The organism is Candidatus Dorea massiliensis AP6 (assembly GCF_964245105.1).
In the GTDB taxonomy this organism is placed as follows: domain Bacteria; phylum Bacillota; class Clostridia; order Lachnospirales; family Lachnospiraceae; genus Laedolimicola; species Laedolimicola intestinihominis.
The window spans coordinates 202,984-225,077 of sequence record NZ_CAXTKW010000003.1; the positions used below are offsets into that span (position 1 = coordinate 202,984).

19 protein-coding genes and 2 pseudogenes are annotated in these 22,094 nt (G+C 52.4%); 20 read left to right on the top strand and 1 reads right to left on the bottom strand.

The genetic code is table 11. The features are described 5' to 3' along the window. Nucleotides 1–25: 25 nt before the first annotated feature. Nucleotides 26–1,528, top strand: a complete 1,503-nt coding sequence (locus ACESZP_RS04800) for an FGGY-family carbohydrate kinase (RefSeq protein WP_499708201.1) — start codon at nt 26–28, stop codon at nt 1,526–1,528. Nucleotides 1,529–1,533: 5 nt separating this feature from the next. Here the strand turns inward: ACESZP_RS04800 and ACESZP_RS04805 are convergent, their stop codons facing one another. Then, nucleotides 1,534–2,490 (bottom strand): sugar-binding domain-containing protein, encoded by a 957-nt coding sequence (locus tag ACESZP_RS04805; RefSeq protein WP_178039630.1) that lies wholly within the window; start codon nt 2,488–2,490, stop codon nt 1,534–1,536. Between the two features lie 142 nt (nt 2,491–2,632). Between ACESZP_RS04805 and ACESZP_RS04810 the strand changes: the two genes are divergently transcribed. The 19 genes and pseudogenes from ACESZP_RS04810 to ACESZP_RS04900 all read left to right on the top strand — a co-directional run bounded on the left by ACESZP_RS04810 (nt 2,633) and on the right by ACESZP_RS04900 (nt 22,091). After that, nucleotides 2,633–3,895 (top strand): peptidoglycan-binding protein, encoded by a 1,263-nt coding sequence (locus ACESZP_RS04810; protein ID WP_499708202.1) that lies wholly within the window; start codon nt 2,633–2,635, stop codon nt 3,893–3,895. Nucleotides 3,896–4,025: 130 nt separating this feature from the next. Then, the gene (hisA, locus tag ACESZP_RS04815; RefSeq protein WP_499708203.1) at nt 4,026–4,796 is read left to right on the top strand and encodes a phosphoribosylformimino-5-aminoimidazole carboxamide ribotide isomerase; all 771 of its coding nucleotides are present in this window, start codon (nt 4,026–4,028) and stop codon (nt 4,794–4,796) included. Between the two features lie 72 nt (nt 4,797–4,868). After that, on the top strand, nt 4,869–5,393 hold the full coding sequence (gene hpf, locus ACESZP_RS04820; RefSeq protein WP_178039627.1) for a ribosome hibernation-promoting factor, HPF/YfiA family: 525 nt from the start codon (nt 4,869–4,871) through the stop codon (nt 5,391–5,393). A 199-nt stretch (nt 5,394–5,592) separates the two neighbouring features. Next, on the top strand, nt 5,593–8,166 hold the full coding sequence (secA, locus tag ACESZP_RS04825) for a preprotein translocase subunit SecA (RefSeq protein ID WP_178039626.1): 2,574 nt from the start codon (nt 5,593–5,595) through the stop codon (nt 8,164–8,166). 65 nt (nt 8,167–8,231) lie between these two features. Next, nucleotides 8,232–8,423 (top strand): small, acid-soluble spore protein, alpha/beta type, encoded by a 192-nt coding sequence (locus ACESZP_RS04830; RefSeq protein ID WP_178039625.1) that lies wholly within the window; start codon nt 8,232–8,234, stop codon nt 8,421–8,423. 74 nt (nt 8,424–8,497) lie between these two features. Next, nucleotides 8,498–8,827 (top strand): annotated as a pseudogene (locus tag ACESZP_RS04835) (response regulator); the annotation flags it as partial. 81 nt (nt 8,828–8,908) lie between these two features. Further along, a pseudogene (locus ACESZP_RS04840) lies at nt 8,909–9,229 on the top strand (FGGY-family carbohydrate kinase); the annotation flags it as partial. A gap of 85 nt (nt 9,230–9,314) precedes the next feature. Then, the gene (locus ACESZP_RS04845; protein WP_499708204.1) at nt 9,315–9,458 is read left to right on the top strand and encodes a hypothetical protein; all 144 of its coding nucleotides are present in this window, start codon (nt 9,315–9,317) and stop codon (nt 9,456–9,458) included. Between the two features lie 64 nt (nt 9,459–9,522). Next, entirely contained in the window at nt 9,523–10,788 is a 1,266-nt protein-coding gene (locus ACESZP_RS04850; RefSeq protein ID WP_178039623.1) for a saccharopine dehydrogenase C-terminal domain-containing protein, read from the top strand. A gap of 107 nt (nt 10,789–10,895) precedes the next feature. Continuing rightward, nucleotides 10,896–11,321, top strand: a complete 426-nt coding sequence (locus ACESZP_RS04855) for a GNAT family N-acetyltransferase (protein ID WP_499708205.1) — start codon at nt 10,896–10,898, stop codon at nt 11,319–11,321. A 14-nt stretch (nt 11,322–11,335) separates the two neighbouring features. Next, nucleotides 11,336–11,764, top strand: a complete 429-nt coding sequence (gene cdd, locus ACESZP_RS04860; protein ID WP_178039621.1) for a cytidine deaminase — start codon at nt 11,336–11,338, stop codon at nt 11,762–11,764. Beyond that, complete coding sequence (locus tag ACESZP_RS04865; protein WP_499708206.1) at nt 11,761–13,803, top strand: hypothetical protein; 2,043 nt, start codon at nt 11,761–11,763, stop codon at nt 13,801–13,803. The genes cdd and ACESZP_RS04865 overlap by 4 nt, the downstream gene beginning before the upstream one ends. Nucleotides 13,804–13,982: 179 nt before the next feature. Beyond that, nucleotides 13,983–14,657: a transaldolase family protein gene (locus ACESZP_RS04870; RefSeq protein WP_349164493.1), complete on the top strand. Its 675-nt coding sequence runs from the start codon at nt 13,983–13,985 to the stop codon at nt 14,655–14,657. A 27-nt stretch (nt 14,658–14,684) separates the two neighbouring features. Next, nucleotides 14,685–15,671, top strand: a complete 987-nt coding sequence (add, locus tag ACESZP_RS04875) for an adenosine deaminase (RefSeq protein ID WP_349164494.1) — start codon at nt 14,685–14,687, stop codon at nt 15,669–15,671. A 92-nt stretch (nt 15,672–15,763) separates the two neighbouring features. Beyond that, nucleotides 15,764–16,354 (top strand): TetR family transcriptional regulator, encoded by a 591-nt coding sequence (locus ACESZP_RS04880; RefSeq protein ID WP_178039617.1) that lies wholly within the window; start codon nt 15,764–15,766, stop codon nt 16,352–16,354. Nucleotides 16,355–16,615: 261 nt separating this feature from the next. Continuing rightward, the gene (locus ACESZP_RS04885) at nt 16,616–18,148 is read left to right on the top strand and encodes a sodium/proline symporter (RefSeq protein ID WP_499708207.1); all 1,533 of its coding nucleotides are present in this window, start codon (nt 16,616–16,618) and stop codon (nt 18,146–18,148) included. Between the two features lie 182 nt (nt 18,149–18,330). Continuing rightward, the gene (locus ACESZP_RS04890) at nt 18,331–20,811 is read left to right on the top strand and encodes a helix-turn-helix transcriptional regulator (RefSeq protein WP_499708208.1); all 2,481 of its coding nucleotides are present in this window, start codon (nt 18,331–18,333) and stop codon (nt 20,809–20,811) included. 85 nt (nt 20,812–20,896) lie between these two features. Continuing rightward, entirely contained in the window at nt 20,897–21,136 is a 240-nt protein-coding gene (locus ACESZP_RS04895; protein ID WP_178039614.1) for a DUF2442 domain-containing protein, read from the top strand. Nucleotides 21,137–21,164: 28 nt separating this feature from the next. After that, complete coding sequence (locus ACESZP_RS04900) at nt 21,165–22,091, top strand: hypothetical protein (protein WP_499708209.1); 927 nt, start codon at nt 21,165–21,167, stop codon at nt 22,089–22,091. The last annotated feature ends 3 nt before the right edge of the window (nt 22,092–22,094 follow it).

Sequence of the window (22,094 nt, forward strand, 5' to 3'; positions counted from 1 at the left end):
TCGGAGTAGAGAGGGGGCAACGCCTATGAACATTTTAGTAATTGATGTGGGAACCTCAAGCATCCGCGGTGTCCTGTACGATGAGAAGGGAACGGAAATCTTCTGCCATCAGATTCCCTATCAGGTGCATTTCATCGACGGAACCCATGCGGAGCAGGACACATCCGACTGGTCAGACACCATCGTGGAAATCAGCCGGGTGGCTGCCGCATACTGTGAAAAAGAAAATGTAAAGATTGGCGGGCTGGCTCTGACGAGCCAGCGCTCCAGCGTAATACCGGTGGATAAGGACGGCCACGCGCTGATGCCCGCCATCATGTGGCAGGATAAGCGCAATAAGGAGATCGCCGATGAATTCCGGGGCATGGAAAAGGCCATCTATAAGCTGACCGGAGCCAGGATCAATACCGTATTTTCCGGAACCAAGATGACCTGGGTGCGCCGGAACGCGCCGGAGATCTATGAGAAAACCTATAAATTCTGTACGATTGCGGACTTTATTACACATGAGATTACCGGAGAGTACCGGACCGATCACACCTACGGCAGCCGCAGCCTTCTGATGAATGTGCGGACCAGAGAGTGGGATCCGAAGCTTCTGGATATCTTCGAAATCGAGGCAGACAGGCTCTGCGAGCTGCGGGAGCCGGGTACCGTGATTGGCACAGTGACGGAGAAATTTGCGGCAAAGACCGGCCTTACGGCGGGCACGCCCTTCATATCCGCAGGCGGAGACCAGCAGTGCGCAGCCTTAGGTCATGGCGTGACAGCGCCGGGCAGTCTGGAGATTACCACCGGAACCGGAGCCTTTATGCTGGGTTACAGTGAGAAGGTGCCTGAGAACCTGACCAATAATATCATCTGCGGTGCCCATGCGATTCCGGGCAAATACGTGCTGGAGAGCAGTATGCTGACCTGCGCGGCCCTGTACAATTGGGCGAAGGCCAATTTCTTCGCGGACAGTGAAGGGGATGAGAATCCCTTCGAGCGCATCAATGAGGCAGTAAAGCAGAGTCCGCCGGGAGCCAACGACTGTCTGGCACTGCCTTATTTCCAGGGAAGGGGAACCCCGGACTGGAACGCGGACGCCAAGGGGCATTTCGCAAATCTGGGACTGAATACGACGCGCGCGGATATGGCGCGGGCCGTTCTGGAGGCAATCGCCCTGGAAGCCAAGAACAACCTGGATATCGTGGAAGGCTACGTGGGAACCATCGACAAGCTGCTGATCGGAGGTGGCCTTACCAGATTCCCGGAGTTTAATCAGATGCAGTCGGATATCTACCAGAAGAAGCTGTTGCATAACCAGTCAAGCGCAGAGCAGACCGCCCTGGGAGCCTGGGCCAATGCGGCGGTGGCGCTTGGTATCTATGAGACGCACAGCGAAGCAATTGAGACAGCCAAAGAAAAAGAGCAGGTAGAGATGTATTCTCCCAATCCTGCCCATGCGGAAATCTATCTCCGGAAACAGCGGCAGATGAATGCGCTGTACGACAGTGTGAAAAAGCTGTCCCGGGATATGTATTAAAAAATTTATTTTGCTTCATTTAAGATACGGGTGGCCGTCGTGCCATCCGTAATTAATGTGTTGATAAAATCGCCTTTCAGGGCGGCCAGAAGCGCAGGCGCTTTGGATACCGGAGAGGCCACGATCACTACGTCAGAGATGTTGCGAAGCTGTTGAATGGATAAACTGATGGATTTCTCATTCCAATCACAGGCAAGCTCTTGTCCATTGGCGTCAAAGAAACGGCCCAGAATGGATCCGCAGGCACCCTTTTCCACCAGATCCTTATAAATCTCAGGCGGCATACTGCCCCGCCAGTAATCGCTTTCCCGAATCTTCCCCATGGTTCCGATGCTGGCAATCACCTTATCGCAGAAAATTCCCTTTTTCAAAATCACAGAATTGTTGGCGTCATTGCAAAGGGTTTCCCGCACGTAGTCGTTGGGGATATAGAGCGGCAGATTTAAGAAATCCGCATGTCCGTGAAACATCTCGGCCAGAGAGGTTACGACCGCCTGGGGAGTGCTGCTGATAGATTCGCAGGTAACGGATCCCATGAGTTGGACGATATCCGGATTTAAATCCAGAGGCTGAAGCATTTTTACAAGGACGGCCAGACTGTCACCCCAGCCGGTGCCGATAATTATATTTTTCTTAATATGTTCCATCAGATATTCCGCACCCAGCTTGCAGACATCCCGGTGATACATGGATTTCTCGCTGATACGGTTATTGAGGACGCGTGCATGCTTCAGGCCGAAACGGTTTTTCAGACGCTCCTCGATTTCATAGTGGCGTTCAAAGGTATAATTCACTGAAAAGGAAACGATTCCTTCATCTACGGCTTCTTTTAAAAGGCGGGAAACGCGGGTGCGGGAGAGAAAAAGCTTGTCGGCAATCTCATTTTGCGTAAGACCGCGCTCATAATAATCGCAGGCCACCTCGGCCAGTAGACTTAATTTTTTTAGTTCCTTCTGATTCATAGGTCACCTCATGGATAGTCGAAATATAGATAGAATTAGCTAAAATAGATATGTATATTATAACGCTATGCAATGGAATTTCAAAGTATTTTTTCCGGCGGGGCAGCATAGTTTGTAGAAACACATCATACAGGAACCTACGATGCAAAATTTGAAATTAAAAGCCATGCAGTCCGACCTGCCGGACTATGGAAAGCTGCAGATTCATATTACTTCCGCCCGGGGTGCGGAGCCCATTCCGGGAGCGAAGGTGGAGATCTCGTATACGGGGGAGCCGCAGCGGATCATGGAGGAACTGACGACGAACAGCTCTGGTCAGACCGACGAGGTGGAGCTGGCCGCGCCGCCGTTGGAATACAGCGTGGAACCCAGTGAGCCCCAGCCCTATTCAGAGTATACCCTGTCTGTGAAAGCGCCGGGCTATGAGTCGGTGGAAATTGCGGGGACAGAAATTTTGCCGGAAGTGACGGCGATTCAGGAGATACAGATGGAGCCTCAGCAGGGAGAAGAGTATGAGCGCTATGTGATTGGGGCCCATACCTTGTTTGGGGATTACCCGCCGAAGATCGCGGAGGCGGAGATTAAGCCCACCGGCGGCAGCGGCGAGATTGTCCTGAGCCGTGTGGTGGTGCCGGAATATGTCATTGTCCACGACGGTGCGCCCTCAGACAGCTCGGCGTCGGACTACTGGGTCCGCTACCGGGATTATATCAAAAATGTGGCCTGCAGTGAAATCTATGCTACATGGACCGACGCGGCCATCCGGGCCAATGTGCTGGCGATTATGTCCTTTACCCTCAACCGGGTGTATACCGAATGGTATAGAAACAAGGGCTACGACTTCACCATCACCTCATCCACCGCTTTCGATCATAAATGGATTCACAACCGCAACATTTTTGAAAACATCTCCCTGATCGTTGATGAGCTCTTTGCGGACTATCTGTCCCGGCCCAATGTGAAGCAGCCCATCCTGACCCAGTACTGCGACGGCCGACGGGTGAGTTGCCCCAACTGGATGAGCCAGTGGGGAAGTCAGTCTCTGGGCGAGCAGGGCTATACGGCCATCGAGATCCTGCGGAATTATTACGGGGAATCCATGTACATCAATACGGCGGAGGAGATCTCAGGCGTACCCTATTCCTGGCCCGGCTATGAGCTGAAGAACGGTGCGTCCGGCCAGAAGGTGCTGCAGCTTCAGGAGCAGCTGAACCGGATTGCACGTAACTATCCGGCCATACCGATTATCTCAGAGGACGGCATCTACGGCCCGGCCACGGCGGAGAGCGTGCGGACGTTCCAGTCTATTTTCGGGCTGCCACAGACGGGTGTGGTGGATTATCGGACCTGGTATAAGATTTCGGAGATCTATGTAGGCGTGTCCAGAATCGCGGAGCTGAGCTAGAACAGATTAAAAAGTACCGGCATTCAGGGAATGAATAATAGCTCTCTGAATACCGGTATTTTTCGCTTTACAAAAGAAAAACAATTCTATTATAATAGGGAAAATGATTGGAAAGCGGGGAAAGAAATTTATGCGTTTTCGTCCATGTATCGATATCCACAACGGTCAGGTAAAGCAGATCGTGGGAGGCAGCCTGACCGATAAAAATGATTTCGCCAGGGAAAATTTTGTGTCGGAGCAGGACGCGGCCTGGTACGCGAAGCTTTATCAGGAGGACGGCCTGAAAGGAGGCCATGTGATCCTGCTAAATGGCGCGGATTCTCCTTATTATGAGGCTACGAAAGCGCAGGCGTTGAAAGCGTTAAAGGCCTACCCGGGGGGCCTTCAGATCGGCGGCGGCATCCATCCGGACAACGCGGCGGAATATCTGGACGCCGGGGCCAGTCAGGTCATCGTGACCTCTTATGTCTTCAAAAATGGTCGGATTCAGTATGAGAATCTGGAGAAAATGCTCGCAGCTGTGGGCCGCGACCGCCTGGTGCTGGACTTGAGCTGCCGCAAAAAGGGCGGCGCGTACTACATCGTCACTGACCGCTGGCAGAAGTTTACAGATGTGCAGGTGACGCCCGCCCTTCTGGATGAATTATCCGGAAAATGCAGTGAATTTTTAATCCACGCCGTGGATGTGGAGGGCAAGGCCTCAGGTATCGAAACGGAGCTTGCGAAGATGCTGGGCGCCTGGGACGGAATTCCCGTTACCTATGCGGGCGGCGTGGGCAGCCTGGAGGATGTGGAGTCGCTTCGCACCCTCGGAAAGGGCCGCCTGGACGTGACCATCGGAAGCGCCTTAGATCTTTTTGGCGGTTGTATCCCGTACCGAAATGTGGTATACTTGCGTTAGATGAAAGATTGTAACAGTGAAGGTACTGAACAGTTGCGATCTCGTCTAAATACCCGTAAAGGAGTTGATTTTATGCGTTATGTAATCAGCGGCAAAAATATCGATGTGACAGAGGGGCTCCGTACAGCGATCACGGACAAGCTCGGAAAGTTAGAGCGCTATTTTACTCCGGACACGGAAGTACATGTTACTTTAAGTGTCGAGAAAGAAAGACAGAAGATTGAGGTAACCATTCCTGTAAAGGGAACTGTGATTCGTTCCGAGCAGGTAAGCAATGATATGTATGTATCTATCGACCTGGTGGAAGAGGTCATTGAGCGTCAACTTCGCAAGTACAAGAACAAGATTGTACAGCGTGAGCAGGGTGCAGGAAGCTTCCGTCAGGAGTTTATCGACAAAGAGGCAGAGGATGAAGAGGTTCGCATCATCCGTACCAAGCAGTTCGATATGAAGCCCATGTATCCGGAAGATGCATGCGTACAGATGGAGATGCTGGGACACAGCTTCTACGTATTTGTAAATGCGGAGACCGAGCAGATCAACGTGGTTTACAAGAGAAAGGGCAATACCTACGGACTGATTGAGCCGGAACAGTAAAATATGATTTATCCGGGGGCTGCGCGCAGGCGCAGTCCCTTTTTGGTCTATAGGAAATACCATGTTGCAGGATTCTATTTTGGGGTTCCGGCCCCAGGGCAGGGATATTGGAAACTTCTTGAATATTCCGCCGTGTAGTGTTAAAATGTTAAACAGAGTATTGTCTGAAATGGCAGAAACTTAAGATTGGAGTTTGCAGATGAATTTATTTACAAAAATGTTTGGTACTCACAGTGAAAGGGAGCTGAAGCTGATTTACCCGCTGGTGGATCGGATCGAAGCGCTCCGCCCGGAGATGCAGAAGCTTTCTGATGAAGAACTGAAGGGAAAGACAAAAGAATTCAAGCAGCGTCTGGCCGATGGCGAGACCCTGGATGATTTGCTGGTAGAGGCCTTCGCGACTGTCCGCGAGGCTGCGAAGCGTGTGCTTGGTATGGAGCATTACCGGGTACAGCTGATTGGTGGTATTATCCTGCATCAGGGACGTATCGCCGAGATGAAGACAGGTGAAGGAAAGACCCTGGTGTCCACCCTTCCGGCTTACCTGAACGCATTGGAGGGTAAGGGCGTCCATATCGTTACGGTCAATGATTATCTGGCTCACCGTGACGCGTCCTGGATGGGCAAGGTACATGAGGCTCTGGGACTGACCGTCGGCGTGGTTCTGAACAGCAGCACAGGAGATGAGCGGCGCGCCGCTTATAACTGTGATATTACTTATGTAACCAACAATGAGCTGGGCTTTGATTACCTGCGTGATAACATGGTTATCTACAAGGAGCAGCTGGTGCAGAGAGACCTGCATTACGCCATCATCGACGAGATCGATTCCATCCTTATCGACGAGGCCCGCACCCCGCTGATTATCTCCGGACAGAGCGGCAAATCCACCAAGCTTTACGAGATCTGTGACGCATTGGCGAAGACCATGAAGCGCGGCGAGGCCAGCGGTGAGTTCAGCAAGATGAACGCCATTATGGGCGAGGAGATCGAGGAGACCGGCGAATTTATCGTCAATGAGAAGGATAAGATCGTCAACCTGACGGCAGACGGCGTGAAGCGGGTAGAGGATTATTTCCACATCGAGAACCTGGCGGATCCGGAGAACCTGGAGATCCAGCACAATATGATTCTGGCCCTGCGCGCCAACTATCTGATGTTCCGGGATCAGGATTACGTGGTAAAGGATGATCAGGTTCTGATCGTTGATGAGTTTACCGGACGTATTATGCCGGGACGCCGTTACTCCGACGGACTTCACCAGGCTATCGAGGCGAAGGAGCATGTAAAAGTTAAGCGGGAGAGCAAGACGCTGGCGAATATTACCTTCCAGAACTTCTTCAATAAATACGCAAAGAAGGCCGGTATGACCGGTACCGCCCTCACCGAGGAGAAGGAGTTCCGCGAGATTTACGGTATGGACGTTATCGAGATCCCGACCAACCGTCCGGTTATCCGAAAGGATCTGGACGACGCGGTATACAAGACCAAGAAAGAGAAGTTCCATGCAGTTGTGGAGGAGATCGAGCGTGCTCACGCCAAGGGTCAGCCGGTTCTGGTAGGTACCATTACCATCGAGACCTCTGAGTACTTAAGCGGACTGCTCCGCAAGAAGGGCATTCAGCATGAAGTCCTGAACGCCAAGTTCCATGAGCGCGAGGCGGAGATCGTAGCCCTGGCAGGCCAGCATGGCGCAGTTACCATCGCTACCAATATGGCAGGCCGTGGTACCGATATCAAGCTGGACGATGACGCCAAGGCAGCAGGCGGACTGAAGATTATCGGTACCGAGCGTCATGAGTCCCGTCGTATCGACAACCAGCTGCGCGGACGTTCCGGTCGTCAGGGAGACCCGGGAGAATCCCGTTTCTACATCTCTCTGGAGGACGATCTGATGCGTCTCTTCGGATCCGAGCGTCTGATGAGTGTGTTCAACGCCCTGGGCGTGCCGGAAAATGAGCAGATTGAGCATAAGATGCTTTCCGACGCCATTGAGAAGGCTCAGAAGAAGATCGAGAGCAACAACTTCGGTATTCGTAAGAACCTGCTGGAGTACGACCAGGTTATGAATGAGCAGCGTGAGATCATCTACGCGGAGCGCCGCCGGGTACTGAACGGCGAGAGCATGCGTGATGCCATCTATAAGATGCTCACCGATACCGTAGAAAATGTGGTAGACAGCCTGATTGGCGACGATCAGGATAAGTCCGAGTGGGATCTCTTAGGCTTGAACGAGTCTCTGCTCCGCACGATACCGCTGCAGACCATTACGCCGGAGCGCATTGCCGATAAGAAGAATAAAGCAGAGCTGAAGCATATGTTGAAAGAAGAGGCAGTGAAGCTCTATGAGCTGAAGGAGGCGGAGTTCCCGAATCCGGAGATGCTGAGAGAATTAGAGCGTGTATTCCTTCTGAAGGTCATTGACCGCAAATGGATGGATCACATCGACGATATGGAACAGCTGCGCCAGGGTATTGGCCTGCAGGCATTTGCCCAGCGTGATCCGCTGGTAGAGTATAAGCTCAGCGGTTATGAGATGTTCTCTGCCATGACAGCCAGCATTCAGGAGGAAACCGTCCGGATTCTGCTTCATGTGCGCGTGGAGGAGAAAGCAGAGCGTGAACAGGTAGCCAAGGTAACAGGAACCAATAAGGATACCTCCCTGGCAGCAGCGCCCAAGAAAAGGGAAAGCGCTAAGATTTACCCGAACGATCCCTGTCCCTGCGGAAGCGGCAAGAAGTATAAGCAGTGCTGCGGAAGAAAAGGCGCGTAAGTATAAAGCATAAAAAAGAAGGCCATACTCTTTTTAAAATGATCAGAAAGGGGTATGGTCTTTTTATGTCAAAAAAGAAAAAGCCGGAACTGAAGCATTTAGAGCCGGAGGAACAGTTGAAATATGAAATCGCGGAGGAACTGGGGCTTTTGGATAAAGTGCTTAAGGATGGCTGGAAATCTCTTTCTTCCAAGGAGACCGGACGAATCGGCGGGTTGATGACGAAGAAGAAAAAGGAACTGAACAAATCCAGGTAAGACGCAGCCAGCTTGCTATTTTTAACGGGGTTGTATATAATGAAGAATACAAAAAACGGAATAGAAGAAAATGTATGATCCGTGTATTAGTAGCAGATGAAAAGGTATGTCAGTTGATTTGCAAGCTGATTCACTGGGAAGAATTGGAAATGAAGCTGGTAGGAACGGCATCGAATGGAATTGGAGCCCTTCAGATGATAGAAGCGGAACATCCGGATCTGGTGCTGACGGATATCCGGATGCCCGGATATGATGGCATGGAGCTTTTGAAACGGGCGCGCATCCAAAACCCGGATATGGAATTTATTATTATCAGTGGATATTCCCATTTTGAATATGCGCAGACCGCTATCCGCTATGGAGTCAGCGATTATATATTAAAACCGGTGAATGAGGAAGCTTTGAATGCCACGCTGCAGAAGGTGCGTCAGCGTTATATGGAGCATCAAGTGTTGACGGAGAAAAATCTGGAGCAAAAGAAGCAGAAGCTGGGCATTCAGATAGAACGTACCAAGATTTGCGGCGGTGGAGCCAAGAGTCCGCTGTGGCGTCAGATGGTGGCGGATATCCTGAATATTAAGGTGGATATTCCGAAGAGCGAAGAAGGGCCGTCGATGGGCGGCGCTATGCTGGCTGCGGTAGCTTGTGGTGAATACGCAAGTGTGGAAGAAGCGGCGGAAAAGATTGTGGAAATTGTGGATACCGTGGAGCCGATCCCGGAGAACGCGGCCCGATATGAAAAGCAGTATCAGAAGTTCCGCAGAATCTACCCGACCGTGAAGGAATTATTTCAGGTAATTGAGTAAAAAAGCTTGCATGAAGGAGCTGGGACTGGTATACTTGGTTCAAATTCATAGATCCGGCAGAGGATAACTCTAGAGACTCCGGCTGATGAAAGCAAGAGGAGCGCCGAAGAAGCAAACTGTGGGAATTCATCATTCCGCAGTGGAAACTGACAGGCAAAAGGAAGGTTATCCGACGGAACTCTGGAGAGAGCGAGCAATCGCCGCCTACGTGGAGATAACCAACTGGTAAAAGGACAGAGAGATTGATGCACAGGCATCAGTCTCTCTATTTTTTATGGAAAAGGAGAAAAGATATGAGAATGATGCTGACAGGCGCAGGCGCCGTAGGAGAATGTATTTTAAAAATGCTGGAAAAGCGGGATCCCAAGGGAGAGTGGCTTTCCTATGTGCTGCTGGCGGATTTTGATTTAAAACGGGCGGACGAGGTAAAGAGCCATCTGGAGCAGGAGCGGAAATACCGGGAAGGAACGCAGTATGAGACGGCGCAGGTGGACGCCAGAGACCGGGAAGCGCTGACGGCGCTTATGCGGGAGCACCGGATTGATTTTGTGATGGACGCGGCCTCTCCCTTTGTGAGCAATTTTATATTTGACGCGGCCTTTGAGGCGGGAGCCGATTATGCCAGCATGGGAACCTGGTCGGTGCCGAAGGATCACCCAGAATTCGGAAAGGGCTTTGAGGGGGCTTACCTGGAGCCCATGACCAAGTACAATTTTGACCGGCACGAGGCCTGGAAGGAAAAGGGACAGATGGCCTGTATCTGTCTGGGCATCGATCCGGGCGTGGTAAATGTATTTGCAAAATACGCGGCAGAATACTTATTTGATGAGCTGCTGGAGGTGCATGTGAAGGACGGCGGCAATCTGACACCGCCGGAGAGCGAGAAGGACGAGATCATCTTTGGCTTCAATGTATGGACGGTACTGGACGAGGTGATGAATCCCAACGCGGAATGGAGCCGGGAGGGCGGCTTCCTCATCGAGGACGCCTTTGCGGGAGAAGAGGACTTCCGGATGCCGGATCCCTTCGGCGTCAACCATCTGGTAAAGGTGGAGCACGAGGAGGTAGTCACTATGCCGCGTTACCTGGAAAAATATGGATTACAGAAGGCCAGCTTTAAGATTGCCCTGGACGATAACCTGCTGAACGCCTTGAAGGTTCTGGATAAGCTGGGACTCCGGAATATCCATCCGGTCCAGGTGGGAGATGTGAAGGTAGTGCCCCGGGACGTGGTAGCGGCCTGCGCGCCCCAGCCCAAGGATATCGGAGAGGACATGACAGGCGGTATGTGCGTGGGCGTGGACTGTATCGGTATCAAGGATGGAGAGAAGAAGGAATATTTTATCTATCAGCCCTTTGACAATCAGGAGGCGCTGCGGGATTTCGGACTGCAGGCAGTGGTAGCCCAGACCGGCTTCGGAGCGGCTCTGGCCATCGAGCTTATGGGTCGGGGAATCTGGAAGGAGGCCGGCGTATTCTCGCCGGAGTACTTCCCCTCCCGTCCCTACATGGATCTGATGGAGGAGGCAGGACTGGCCTATCAGATCCAGGAGCGCTAAGGCGTCCGGGCAAGCATGGTTGACGGAAAAGCGGATTCAGGGTAAACTGTAGGCAAGTACTTAATATATAAGGGAGAATACCGTTTACCATGTTTTATTTAAAAAAAATGACAAAAGAAATGCACGATGAGGTCCTGGCCATGGTGGAGCAGTTCTACCACAGCGATGCAGTCAGCCATCCGGTTCCGATGGAAAAACTGGAGCAGACCTTCGCGGATGCTGTCAGTGAGGATTCGATTCTCGAGGGCTTTGTGCTGAACGAGGATGATACAACCGTGGGCTTTGCCTATATTACGGAATACTATGCCTGTGAGGTGGGCGGACGCTGTCTGATGTTTGAGGAGCTGTTTCTGAAGGAAGAATTCCGGGGAAAAGGCTATGGCACCCGTTTCTTTGATGAAATTATGAAGGCGAAGCCGCAGGTGCGCCGTTTCCGTCTGGAGGTCACCCGCAGCAATGAGAAAGCTGTGCACCTGTATGAGCGGCTGGGTTTTGAATTTCTGGCCTATGATCAGATGGTTCTCGATCGATAAATAAGGAGATACAGATGAGTGATGAAAAATTGATGGAGCTTGCGCTGCAGGCGCGGGAGAGTTCTTACAGCCCGTATTCCCATTTCCGGGTAGGAGCGGCCCTGCTCTGCGCCGATGACAGTGTCTATACCGGCTGCAACATCGAAAATGCGGCCTTTACGCCGGGCATCTGTGCGGAGCGCACCGCCATCTATAAGGCAGTCAGCGAGGGAAAACGTGCGTTTACAGCCATCGCCATCGCAGGCGGATCGGAAGACAGTGCACCGGCTCTGACTGCGCCCTGCGGCGTCTGCCGCCAGGTCATGCGGGAATTCTGCGATCCGGAGGAGTTTCGGATCATTCTGGGAGCCGGAACCGGGGAGAAGCAGGTGTACCTGTTAAAAGAGCTGCTTCCTTTAAGCTTTGGACCGGATAATCTGAACGGGAAGGAGAAACATTCATGAATTTCTGGAAAAATCTATCAACTCGGAGAAAAGAAGTGTTCTTTTTCCTGTCCATGGTGCTGTTTGGTGTGCTGAAAGAGTTTCTGGTTTACAATCTGCCGATTATGGCGGTGCCGAAGGGCATCCATGACGACTGGATTATGGTACATATGGCGGATGCCCTGCGTGGTGGCCGGTGGTTGGGAGAATATAACGATCTGACCCTGACCAAGGGCATGTTTTTCCCCTTTTATCTGGCAGTGCTGAATTTTCTGCACCTGTCTTACCTAAGCGTGTCGGCATTTCTGTATACGGTCAGCTGCATGATTTTCGTGTACGCGCTGAGACCTCTTCTGAAAAAATACCGGGCCTGCCTGACCCTGTATCTGGTGCTTCTGTGGAATCCGGTGTCCTATTCGGTTCAGGCGTTTCAGAGAGTGTACCGCAACAGTATTTCCTATATCCAGGTGCTGCTGATCTTCGGCGGCCTGCTGGCTTTGTGGCTGCGTAGAAAGGAGCCGGTAAAGAAACAGCTTCTGTGGCTTCTGACCGCTGCGATCGGTATGGTGACATTTTTCTATACGAGGGAGGACGCTATCTGGGTGGAGCCGTTTCTCATCGTATTTGTATTGGTATATCTGGGAAATCTGTTTGTGCTGTGGCGTAAGGAGCACGCAAAAGTCTACGTGGCGAAAGCGGTTCTGATTTTGCTGCCGTTTTTAAGCGTCTGGGGTGCGGGACAGCTGATTGCCCAGGAGAACTATACCCATTATAATATCAGTCTGACCAACGAGCTGCAAAAAGGCGGCTTTGCAGAAATGTATAAGAGCATGATGGCAGTGAAGCCGGAGGAGGATATTCCGGGCGTCACTATGACCAGGGAGAAGGTGGCGCGGATGTGCGACGAGTGTCCGACTCTGAAGAAGCTGGAGCCTTATATTCAGAGCAGCCGCATCTACTGGGCCGGTTCTGAGGAAAATGAGAAGGACTGGGAGGTAAGGGACGGCTGGGTCTTCTGGATTTTCCGTACCGCTCTGGAGCAGGCCGGTTATTATACGGATGGCGGGACAGTCAATCAGGTATGCCTGCAGATCCGGGACGAGCTGGAGACCGCCATGGATGAGGGACGCCTGGAACGGCAGGCGACCATGCCTTCAACCTATATGTCTCCCTGGAGAAAAGGCTATCTGGGCGATTTGTTCGGCGCGTTAGGCAAGGCGATCGCTTATACCACCACCTATGATGAGATGGAGACACTGGTGTACCTCTACAGCGAACCGGATGATAACGGCGGCATCCCGCTGTTTGAGCGGATGACCGGCGACAAGGCGGTCTGGTATGAGTCGAATCTGGTGGAAATGGCGGGCTGGTACGCGTCCTATGAGGGTATGGATGGCGTGACTTTACAGGCGGAGCTTGCGGATGGCACCGTACTTGGAGCGGCGGATTTCACCGAGAGTGACGATATCGCGTCCTATCTGGCCGGACAGGGCATTGCGGCGCCCGGCAGCGAAAAGTGCCGGTTTTCCCTGAAGCTTTCCGTGGAGGATAAGCCACAGACCATATATCTGAAGTCCTATCGGAACGGTGCGCTTCTGGACTCCTATGAGCTGTCCGACGATGTGACCCGGATTGAGAGCGACACCTCCTGCCTGAATCTGGACTGGTACTGGGATGTACCGGAGCGCCATGGGTTCCTGGCGAAGATCAACTATAAGGGCATCATTTTAAATGGGGTGTGTCAGGCGTACCATTACACAGGAGCTATCGCGGCTGCAGCCGGAGCGATGGCTTATCTGGTTCTCTGTGTGCGGATGCTGAAACGTCGTCTGAAAAAGGTGAAGGACGCGGATGGCCGTGATCTGTCCGTGTGGCTGACCCTTTCCGCGCTGCTGGCCAGCTATTTCGTGTTACTGGGCGGCATCTCCTACTCGGAAATCTCCGGCTGGAACGCGATTCTGTACTGGTATCTGTCAGGGGCTTATCCGATTATGATTGCCTTTGAGGGATTGGCGGTACTGTTCCTGGTGCAAGAGCTTCGTGGAAAAGCGAAACAGTAAGAAAGTACAGAATCAGGATGGATTTTTGTTTAATTTTAGACATATTATGCATTGTATTTTTATGGAATTCTAGTATAATAAAATATAACAGAACATAACAAAACATAACAAAACATGACATTTATGCAACTAAATCGGGCGAACCTGACAGAAGGTCCGTCGAAAAGGAGAGGAACATTATGAAGCTGATTATTGACAACGCCAATATTGATGATATTCGTTCCATGTATGAGTATTTTCCCATGGACGGCGTAACCTGTAACCCGACCATTCTGGCCAAGGAGAAGCGCCCGCCCTATGAGGTACTGAAGGAGATTCGTGATTTCATCGAGGAAGGCGAACTGCATGTGCAGGTTCTGAGCGATCAGGCCGATGGTATGGTGGAGGAGGCCTACAAGATACGCCGGGAGCTGGGCGATGATACATTTATCAAGATTCCGACCACCAAGGAGGGTCTGAAGGCTATCCGTATTCTGGCAGCGGCAGGGATTCATGTAACAGCGACGGCCATCTATACCCAGATGCAGGCGTTCCTGGCAGCCAAATCCGGTGCCCAGTATGTAGCGCCTTATATTAACCGTATTGACAATCTGGGATCCGACGGCGTCCGCACTGCCAAGGAGATTCATGACATGTTCCGCAACTACGGCTTCAAGACCGAGGTGCTGGCAGCCAGCTTCAAGAACTCCCGTCAGGTGATTACTCTGTGCGAGTATGGCATTGGCGCGACTACCATTTCCCCGGATGTACTGGATCTGCTGATCAAGAACGACTCTGTAACGGCAGCTCTGAACGTGTTCCGCAGAGACTTCGAGAAGGTCTGCGGAAAAGGCAAGACCATGTTGGATTGCTAATTACGGATTCATATAAGAGGATATCTTATGATAGATTTGCATTTGCATTTTGATGGTTCCCTGCTTCCGCGCACCGTATTGGAGCTTGCGCAGGAGCAGGGAATCCTGCTTCCGGCCACAGAACCGGACGAGCTAAAGCTGTTTCTGGCAGCGCCGGAAGAGTGTGGAAGCCTTAACGAATATCTGGAAAAATTTGACCTGCCCCTGCAGGTGCTGCAGACGAAGGAGGCCGTGCGCAAAGCCATGTACATTCTGGTCAGCTCCTTAAAGGAGCAGGGGATGCTCTATGCGGAAATCCGATTTGCGCCCCAGCTTCACACGAAGAAGGGTATGAGCCAGGAGCAGGTGGTGAAGGCGGCTCTGTCAGGCATGCAGGAGGCGCTTATCGGTTCGTTTTTCAACTGTAAGCTGATTCTCTGCTGTATGCGAGGGGCGGACAATCTTGGGGAAAATCTGCTGACGGTCCGGACGGCGGCCACTTTTCTGGGACGCGGCGTGGCGGCAGTGGATCTGGCCGGAGCAGAGGCTCTGTATCCGACAGCGGATTTCGCGGACGTCTTTGGTCTCGCGAAAGAGCTTGGTGTGCCTTTTACGATTCACGCGGGCGAGGCCGACGGGCCGGAGAGTATTCAGGCGGCGCTTGCCTTTGGAGCCAGCCGTATCGGTCACGGCGTGCGCGCGGCGGAAGATCCGGAGCTGCTTGCTCGGTTAAAGGAGCAGCAGATCCCATTGGAAATGTGCCCCAGCAGCAATGTGCAGACCAAAGCGGTGGCGACCCTTGCGGAGCATCCTGTACTTGATTTTCTGCGCCGGGGGCTGAAGGTGACGATTAATACGGACAATATGACGGTGTCGGATACCACCATCGAGAAGGAATTCGGACTGCTTAGCCGGGAACTTGGCATGACGACGGAAGAACGGAAGACGCTGCTTCTGAACGCGGCGGACGCGGCCTTTTTAACGGCAGAAGAGCGGTGGAGACTTCGTGATGTGATAGAAAAAATATGCTGCTGAATTTAGGAAGGCTGAAAGTGACTCAAGAACGCAAAAGCTGCAGATTGAATGAATAGCCCGGAAAATGGGTAATTGCAGACAGGGAGAAGAAAATGGCAAAGAAGAACGCAAGAAATACAAGAGGAAAGATCGTCAGCGCGGCCTGGAAGCTTTTTTATGAGCAGGGCTACGAGGATACAACCGTGGAGGAGATCATTGCCCTTTCCGGTACGTCCAAAGGTTCCTTCTATCATTATTTCGATGGGAAGGACGCCCTTCTTTCCACCCTTAGCTCCCTGTTTGATGAAAAATATGAGGAGCTGATGGAGGAGCTGACTCCGGACATGACAGCCATGGATCAGCTGCTCTTTCTGAATCAGGAGCTCTTTAAAATGATTGAGGACAGCATTTCCCTGGATCTGCTGGCCAGACTCTATTCCACTCAGCTGACCACCAGCGGCGAGAAGCATCTCCTGGATCATAACCGGATTTACTATAAGCTGCTGCGGAAAATCATTGCCAAAGGCCGGGAGAACGGGCAGCTGAGTCGAACGTCCGGCGTCAGCGAGATGGTAAAGCTCTACGCTCTCTGCGAGCGGGCCCTTCTGTACGACTGGTGTCTCTGCGCCGGGGAGTATTCGTTGGTGGAGTACAGTAGCCGGGTGCTGCCGGTGTTTCTCAGCAGCTTCCTGCCGCAGAACTAAATATGGATTTGAAGCGCGCCTGTTTTATTTTTTGTACAATAGAAATTTATTATTTGTATCCTTTATTTTATAAAATATCGTCTAGTTATAAAATGCGATTAAATCAATAAAAATATGTATTTTTAGAAATAAAAGTACAGTATTCATTCTATACATTATTCTGTATTGTAGTCTATTTTTCTCTGTGCTATAATAAGCCCCATGTGCGGGGCAGAAGAAGCTGTTTTCCGCGATCGAAAGATAAATGAGGAGGATGTAACTATGGCAGGACAGGTGGGAATTCTCGCGGCGATTGTGATTTATCTGGTCGCAATGGTGTACGTGGGATTCTATTTCAGTAAAAAGGGCAGCGGTGATTCGGCAGATGAATTTTATCTGGGCGGACGAAAATTAGGACCGCTGGTAACGGCGATGAGCGCGGAGGCTTCCGATATGAGCAGCTGGCTCCTGATGGGATTGCCGGGCGTCGCTTATCTGACCGGCATCTCTGACGCTGGTTGGACCGCTATCGGCCTGGGTCTGGGAACCTATCTGAACTGGCTGATTGTGGCGAAGCGTCTGCGCCGCTATTCTGTAAAATGCAACGCGATTACCATTCCGGATTTCTTTTCCAGACGTTTCCGGGACGAGAAAAACATTCTGATGTGTATCGCGGCGATTGTAATTCTGATTTTCTTTATTCCCTATACGGCGTCTGGCTTTAAGGCGATCGGAACACTGTTCTCCAGTCTCTTCGGAGTCGAGTATCATGTGGCGATGATTGTCGGAGCGGTAGTAATCGTAGGTTACACCGTCATGGGCGGTTTTATGGCCGTATCCACCACAGACCTGATTCAGAGTATTGTTATGAGTATTTCTCTGGTGTTTATCGTATTTTACGGAATCCATCTGGCAGGCGGCTGGGACGCGGTTATGGCAAATGCGAACTCACTGGCCGGATATCTTTCCATGGCGCAGATGCATGATGGCGCCACTAATACGGCTAGCCCCTACAGTCTGCTGACGATTGTATCTACCATGGCGTGGGGACTGGGGTATTTCGGAATGCCTCATATCCTGCTTCGTTTTATGGCCATCGAAGACGAGAATAAGCTGACGCTTTCCCGCCGGATTGCCAGCATCTGGGTTGTAATTTCCATGGCAGTGGCTATCCTGATCGGTGTGATTGGCTGCGCGGCTTCCGTACAGGGCGCGATTCCGACCTTTGCGACCAGCGCGGAGTCCGAGACCGTCATTATCCGTTTCGCCCATCTGCTGGGACAGCATAATTTCCTGCTTTCCCTGGTTGCAGGCGTGGTTCTGGCCGGTATCCTGGCCTGCACCATGTCTACGGCAGACTCTCAGCTTCTGACGGCGGCTTCCGGCGTATCCCAGAACCTGCTGCAGGATTTCCTGAAGATTAAGATGAGCGCAAAGGCTTCCATGATGGCAGCGCGTCTGACCGTAATTGGCATTGCTGCTGTAGCGATTTTCCTGGCATGGAATCCGGACAGCTCCGTATTCTATATCGTATCCTTTGCATGGGCAGGCTTCGGCGCAGCCTTCGGACCGCTGGTTCTCTTCGCGCTGTTCTGGAAGCGTACCAATATGCAGGGCGCTCTGGCCGGTATGATCGCAGGCGGTGTGATGGTATTCGTATGGAAGTATCTGGTTCGTCCCATGGGCGGTATCTGGAACATCTACGAGCTGCTTCCGGCGTTCATCGTATCCGCGCTGGCAATTGTCATTGTTTCTCTGCTGACAGCAGCTCCCTCCAAGGAGATCTGCGAGGAGTTTGATTCCGTAGGAAGATAAGAAATGAACGGTGTGACTGTGAAGGTCACGCCGTTTTTTTATGCCCGTGGGTAGTGCAAAAGCAGGACAGATCTTTTCGTGTTCATATTCTCATGGTATAATTAAAATAAGAACGTGACAGGGGAATACAGCATTGCGCAGAAGGCAGTCGTTGTAATTCACAGCAGAAGGAGATACGCATTATGCCAAAACCGAAATGGAATTTAAATACCATTTACATATCAGAAAGGCTGCAGGAGAGTCTGCGGCCCATCTCCCGTTGCGCCATGACCACTGTGGTCGCCCCCATGGGCTACGGAAAGACCACGGCAGTAAACTGGTATCTGGGTGAGCGTGCCAAGTCGGAAACCCTGAAAATTATCCGCATCAGTGTGTACTCTGACAATCTCGCGATCTTCTGGAAAAGCGTGCAGGAGGCGTTTACCCGGGCCGGTTTTGATGTTCTGTGTAACTATCCCTGTCCTACGGACGCCGCAGGCGGCGGACTGCTGGTGGACGATCTCTGCCATTCGCTGGCAGATGAGACGACCTGCTATCTTTTTATTGATGATTTCCATCTGCTGACCGACAAGCGCGCCTCGCTGTTCCTTTGTATGCTGGCAAACCGGCTGCCTGCAAACGTGCATCTGATTGTTGCCAGCCGGGACCGTTTTTTGCCTGCCGCGGAGGCAGTGCGGCTGGGGGCCAAGGTGTATCAGATTGGCACGGAGCAGCTGCGCCTCAACCATACGGAACTGGCCATCTATGCCCACCGCTGCGGAACGGAGCTTTCCGACGCGCAGGTGGAGAGTCTTCTCTACTCCAGCGAGGGCTGGTTCTCCGCCGTTTATCTGAATCTGCGGACGCTCTTTGAGCGCGGCGTGCTGCCCAGCCGTCATTCTGACATCTACGCCACCTTTACTGCCGCTATGATCGATCCGTTGCCGGAACAGCAGCGGGAGTTTCTGGCGGTCATGGGGCTTGCCGATGAATTCACCGTCCAAATGGCGCAGTACGTCACAGGCAACGCGGACGCCGGGCAAATTCTTTCTGCGCTGACGGAGCAGAACGCCTTTGTCACACGCCTGCCGGACGGCGCGACTTACCGCTTCCATCACATGATGAAGGAGTGTGCCGAGCGCAGCTTTCTGGCGATGCCTGCGGAAACGCAGCGGCTCTATTGGGAGCGCTTCGGCCTGTGGTACGAGCAGCACCGACAGTATCTCCACGCCATTGCCGCCTACCGGAAGAGTGAGAATTACGATGCGCTGCTGCGGGTCATTCGCAGCGATGCGGGCATCCTGCTGGCGTCGCTGAAGCCGGAGGATGTGCTGAACGCGCTGGATAAATGCCCTGCAGAAACGCTGAAAGCATGCCCCTTTGCTATTCTGGTGCTGATGCGTCGGATGTTCACCTGGCGGAAAGTCCCGAAAATGTTGGAGCTGAAAGCGCTGCTGCTGACGGCCATCGAGGAGCATCCGGAGCTGTCCGAAGAAGAGCGCGGCAACCTGCTGGGGGAATGCGACCTCATTCTGAGCTTTCTCTGCTATAACGACATCAGTGCCATGAGCCGCCTGCACCGCAGCGCCAGCGCCCGGATGTCCCGCCCCGCCATCAGCATCCAATCGAGCGGCGGCTGGACCTTCGGATCGCCGTCTGTTCTGATGATGTTCTACCGCGCGCCGGGAGCGATGGAAAGCGAGCTTGCCGAAATGGACGAATGTATGCCCCATTACTATCAGGTCACCAATCACCATGGGCAGGGCGCGGAAACCATCATGCGCGCAGAGGCACTGTTCTGTCAGGGCTGCTTTACCGATGCACATATCGAAGTGGAACATGCCTACGCACAGGTCAAGGATAACGGACAGATTAACATGGAGCTCTGCTGTGATTTTCTTTCGCGGCGGCTCTCGCTGTACACAGATGTAGAACAGCGCTATACCTTTGAGGAGCGATATGCGGATCTGCTGCGCTATCATGATGCCTCGTGGATCAACCTTTGGAGTGCCACCAGTGCTTACTACCATGCGCTGCAGGGTAAAGTGGACAAAATTCCGGAGATTTTTTCGCAGCACCGCCTTTCTGATATCAACATGCTTGCGCCGGGCAAGCCCATGATGGAAATGATCGAAAATCAGGTGTATCTTGCCCAAGGCGCCTATGCCAAGGTAGTGGGACGCAGCACAGAACTGCTGGCCGTCTGCGAGGCGATGCACTACGCATTGGTAGCGTTGCATATCCGTATCCAGACGGCGGCAGCCTATGAGCAGCTGGGCAAGAGCGAGGAAGCCCACATATGGTTAAGAAAGGCGCTTTCTGATGCCGCGCCGGACGAACTTGTGATGCCGTTCGTGGAAAATTATGAGTATTTGAAGCCCCTGCTGGTGCGGGAGATCAAAACGGAACTGCTCGCAAAGATCACCGAGCTTGGCGAAGGGGCAGGGGCGCGAAACGCGGCAAGCGCCCGCCCGGCAGTCTTTGACGCGCTGACGATGCGGGAATTTGAGATCGTGGAGCTGATGGCACAGCGCCTTTCCAACCGGGAGATCGCGGAAAAGCTCTATCTCTCCGAGGGCAGTGTCAAGCAGTATGTGAATCAGATCTATTCCAAGCTTCATATCGAGGGCGACACCCGAACCAAGCGGAAACGGCTAGCCGAGCTATTTGGACAAAAGACATAACCTTTGGTTAATGGTTATCCCATAGGATCCACCGTACAATATTTGTACGGTGGATTTTTATTTTTGCGGAAAGGAGGGTACGCACTTGGACCGAAGGTATCTCACAGCCGTCACGCCGCTGCCCAACCATGTTTTGCAGGTAGATTTTGTGTCCGGAAGCCGGCTTTTATTGGACATGAAGCCATATCTGGACAAGATCCGGTTTCGCCCGCTGACAGATGCGCGGGTGTGGAACAGCGCTGTGACCAACGGCATCTTTGTCCGCTTCGGCGATGTGGAGCTGAGCCATGACGAGATCTTGTCCATGGCGGAACAGGAGCATTGACTCCGTTTATCTGAAAAAGGAGAAGAAAATGATGAAACACTTAAATAAATATCTGTCTTTTGCTTTGGCGCTGGCGCTGTGCCTGAGTCTTGTCGCCTGCGGCGAGAGTAACGAAGACTATGGCGATGACGGCAGCGATTACAATTTATACGGCGTTCCGGATTCCTTCGAGGGGCTTGTCAAGGACTCCGAGCAGATGGCGAACCTCTACCTCTACGGAGGCGCGTGGACGGGCGAGGACGGCGGTACACTGATCTCCGCCACCAGCGAAGCCGGCGACGAGGTACGCTTTGCGCTGTACGATGCCGACGAAGAGGTGACCGCCAGCGGCTTCATACAGTTCGTGCCGGACTATGACTATGATTATTTCTACAATGAGCATGACGGCGTGGCTTATCGCAGTTGGTTCGACGAGGTCGGCGCGCTGCACGTGGCTGAGCTTGGTACCTTTACGCAGGTGACCGGCGACGGCCGGGGTGATGTGATCGCACAGGACGACATCCCGGTTTTGATGGGTGGCGCACTGCCCTTTACCAATATGCAGAAGCTGCTCTCCGAAAACCATGATGACGGCACCTACCGTTATGAGGACATCACCGAGGACGGGCAGCTCCTTGTGGTCAATACGGCGGAGCAAAGCTGCTTTGTTCCGGATGTACAGGAGCTGGGCGATTATCTGGCAACCTGTGCTCTGTCTTTAAGTGATGCGGATACCTATGAGCTGTTGTCTGTCGAAGAAAATGAGGAATACAGCAAAAACTTAAGCTATCCGGTTTATATCGTAACCTATACCGCCGGTGAGAACGAAGACACCCGGGAATGGACCGTATTTGTCGTGGACACCGACGTCTGCACCTATCTTTACGGATTCTGCGTATCTCCCGATGCTGCGGCGGATATGGGTGAGATCTATCAAAATATTTTTTCGCAGCTGTATTTGAGCGACGAAGAATAAGGA

Bases quoted from the DNA above. Each gene is read 5' to 3' on its own strand.
- hisA (WP_499708203.1), top strand. From the start codon at position 4,026: ATGCGTTTTCGTCCATGTATCGATATCCACAACGGTCAGGTAAAGCAG.
- ACESZP_RS04805 (WP_178039630.1), bottom strand. From the start codon at position 2,490: ATGAATCAGAAGGAACTAAAAAAATTAAGTCTACTGGCCGAGGTGGCC.
- ACESZP_RS04885 (WP_499708207.1), top strand. From the start codon at position 16,616: ATGGCAGGACAGGTGGGAATTCTCGCGGCGATTGTGATTTATCTGGTC.
- ACESZP_RS04850 (WP_178039623.1), top strand. From the start codon at position 9,523: ATGAGAATGATGCTGACAGGCGCAGGCGCCGTAGGAGAATGTATTTTA.
- hpf (WP_178039627.1), top strand. From the start codon at position 4,869: ATGCGTTATGTAATCAGCGGCAAAAATATCGATGTGACAGAGGGGCTC.
- ACESZP_RS04865 (WP_499708206.1), top strand. From the start codon at position 11,761: ATGAATTTCTGGAAAAATCTATCAACTCGGAGAAAAGAAGTGTTCTTT.
- ACESZP_RS04830 (WP_178039625.1), top strand. From the start codon at position 8,232: ATGTCAAAAAAGAAAAAGCCGGAACTGAAGCATTTAGAGCCGGAGGAA.
- ACESZP_RS04890 (WP_499708208.1), top strand. From the start codon at position 18,331: ATGCCAAAACCGAAATGGAATTTAAATACCATTTACATATCAGAAAGG.
- secA (WP_178039626.1), top strand. From the start codon at position 5,593: ATGAATTTATTTACAAAAATGTTTGGTACTCACAGTGAAAGGGAGCTG.
- ACESZP_RS04900 (WP_499708209.1), top strand. From the start codon at position 21,165: ATGATGAAACACTTAAATAAATATCTGTCTTTTGCTTTGGCGCTGGCG.
- ACESZP_RS04880 (WP_178039617.1), top strand. From the start codon at position 15,764: ATGGCAAAGAAGAACGCAAGAAATACAAGAGGAAAGATCGTCAGCGCG.
- ACESZP_RS04810 (WP_499708202.1), top strand. From the start codon at position 2,633: ATGCAAAATTTGAAATTAAAAGCCATGCAGTCCGACCTGCCGGACTAT.
- ACESZP_RS04845 (WP_499708204.1), top strand. From the start codon at position 9,315: ATGAAAGCAAGAGGAGCGCCGAAGAAGCAAACTGTGGGAATTCATCAT.
- add (WP_349164494.1), top strand. From the start codon at position 14,685: ATGATAGATTTGCATTTGCATTTTGATGGTTCCCTGCTTCCGCGCACC.
- cdd (WP_178039621.1), top strand. From the start codon at position 11,336: ATGAGTGATGAAAAATTGATGGAGCTTGCGCTGCAGGCGCGGGAGAGT.
- ACESZP_RS04800 (WP_499708201.1), top strand. From the start codon at position 26: ATGAACATTTTAGTAATTGATGTGGGAACCTCAAGCATCCGCGGTGTC.
- ACESZP_RS04855 (WP_499708205.1), top strand. From the start codon at position 10,896: ATGACAAAAGAAATGCACGATGAGGTCCTGGCCATGGTGGAGCAGTTC.
- ACESZP_RS04870 (WP_349164493.1), top strand. From the start codon at position 13,983: ATGAAGCTGATTATTGACAACGCCAATATTGATGATATTCGTTCCATG.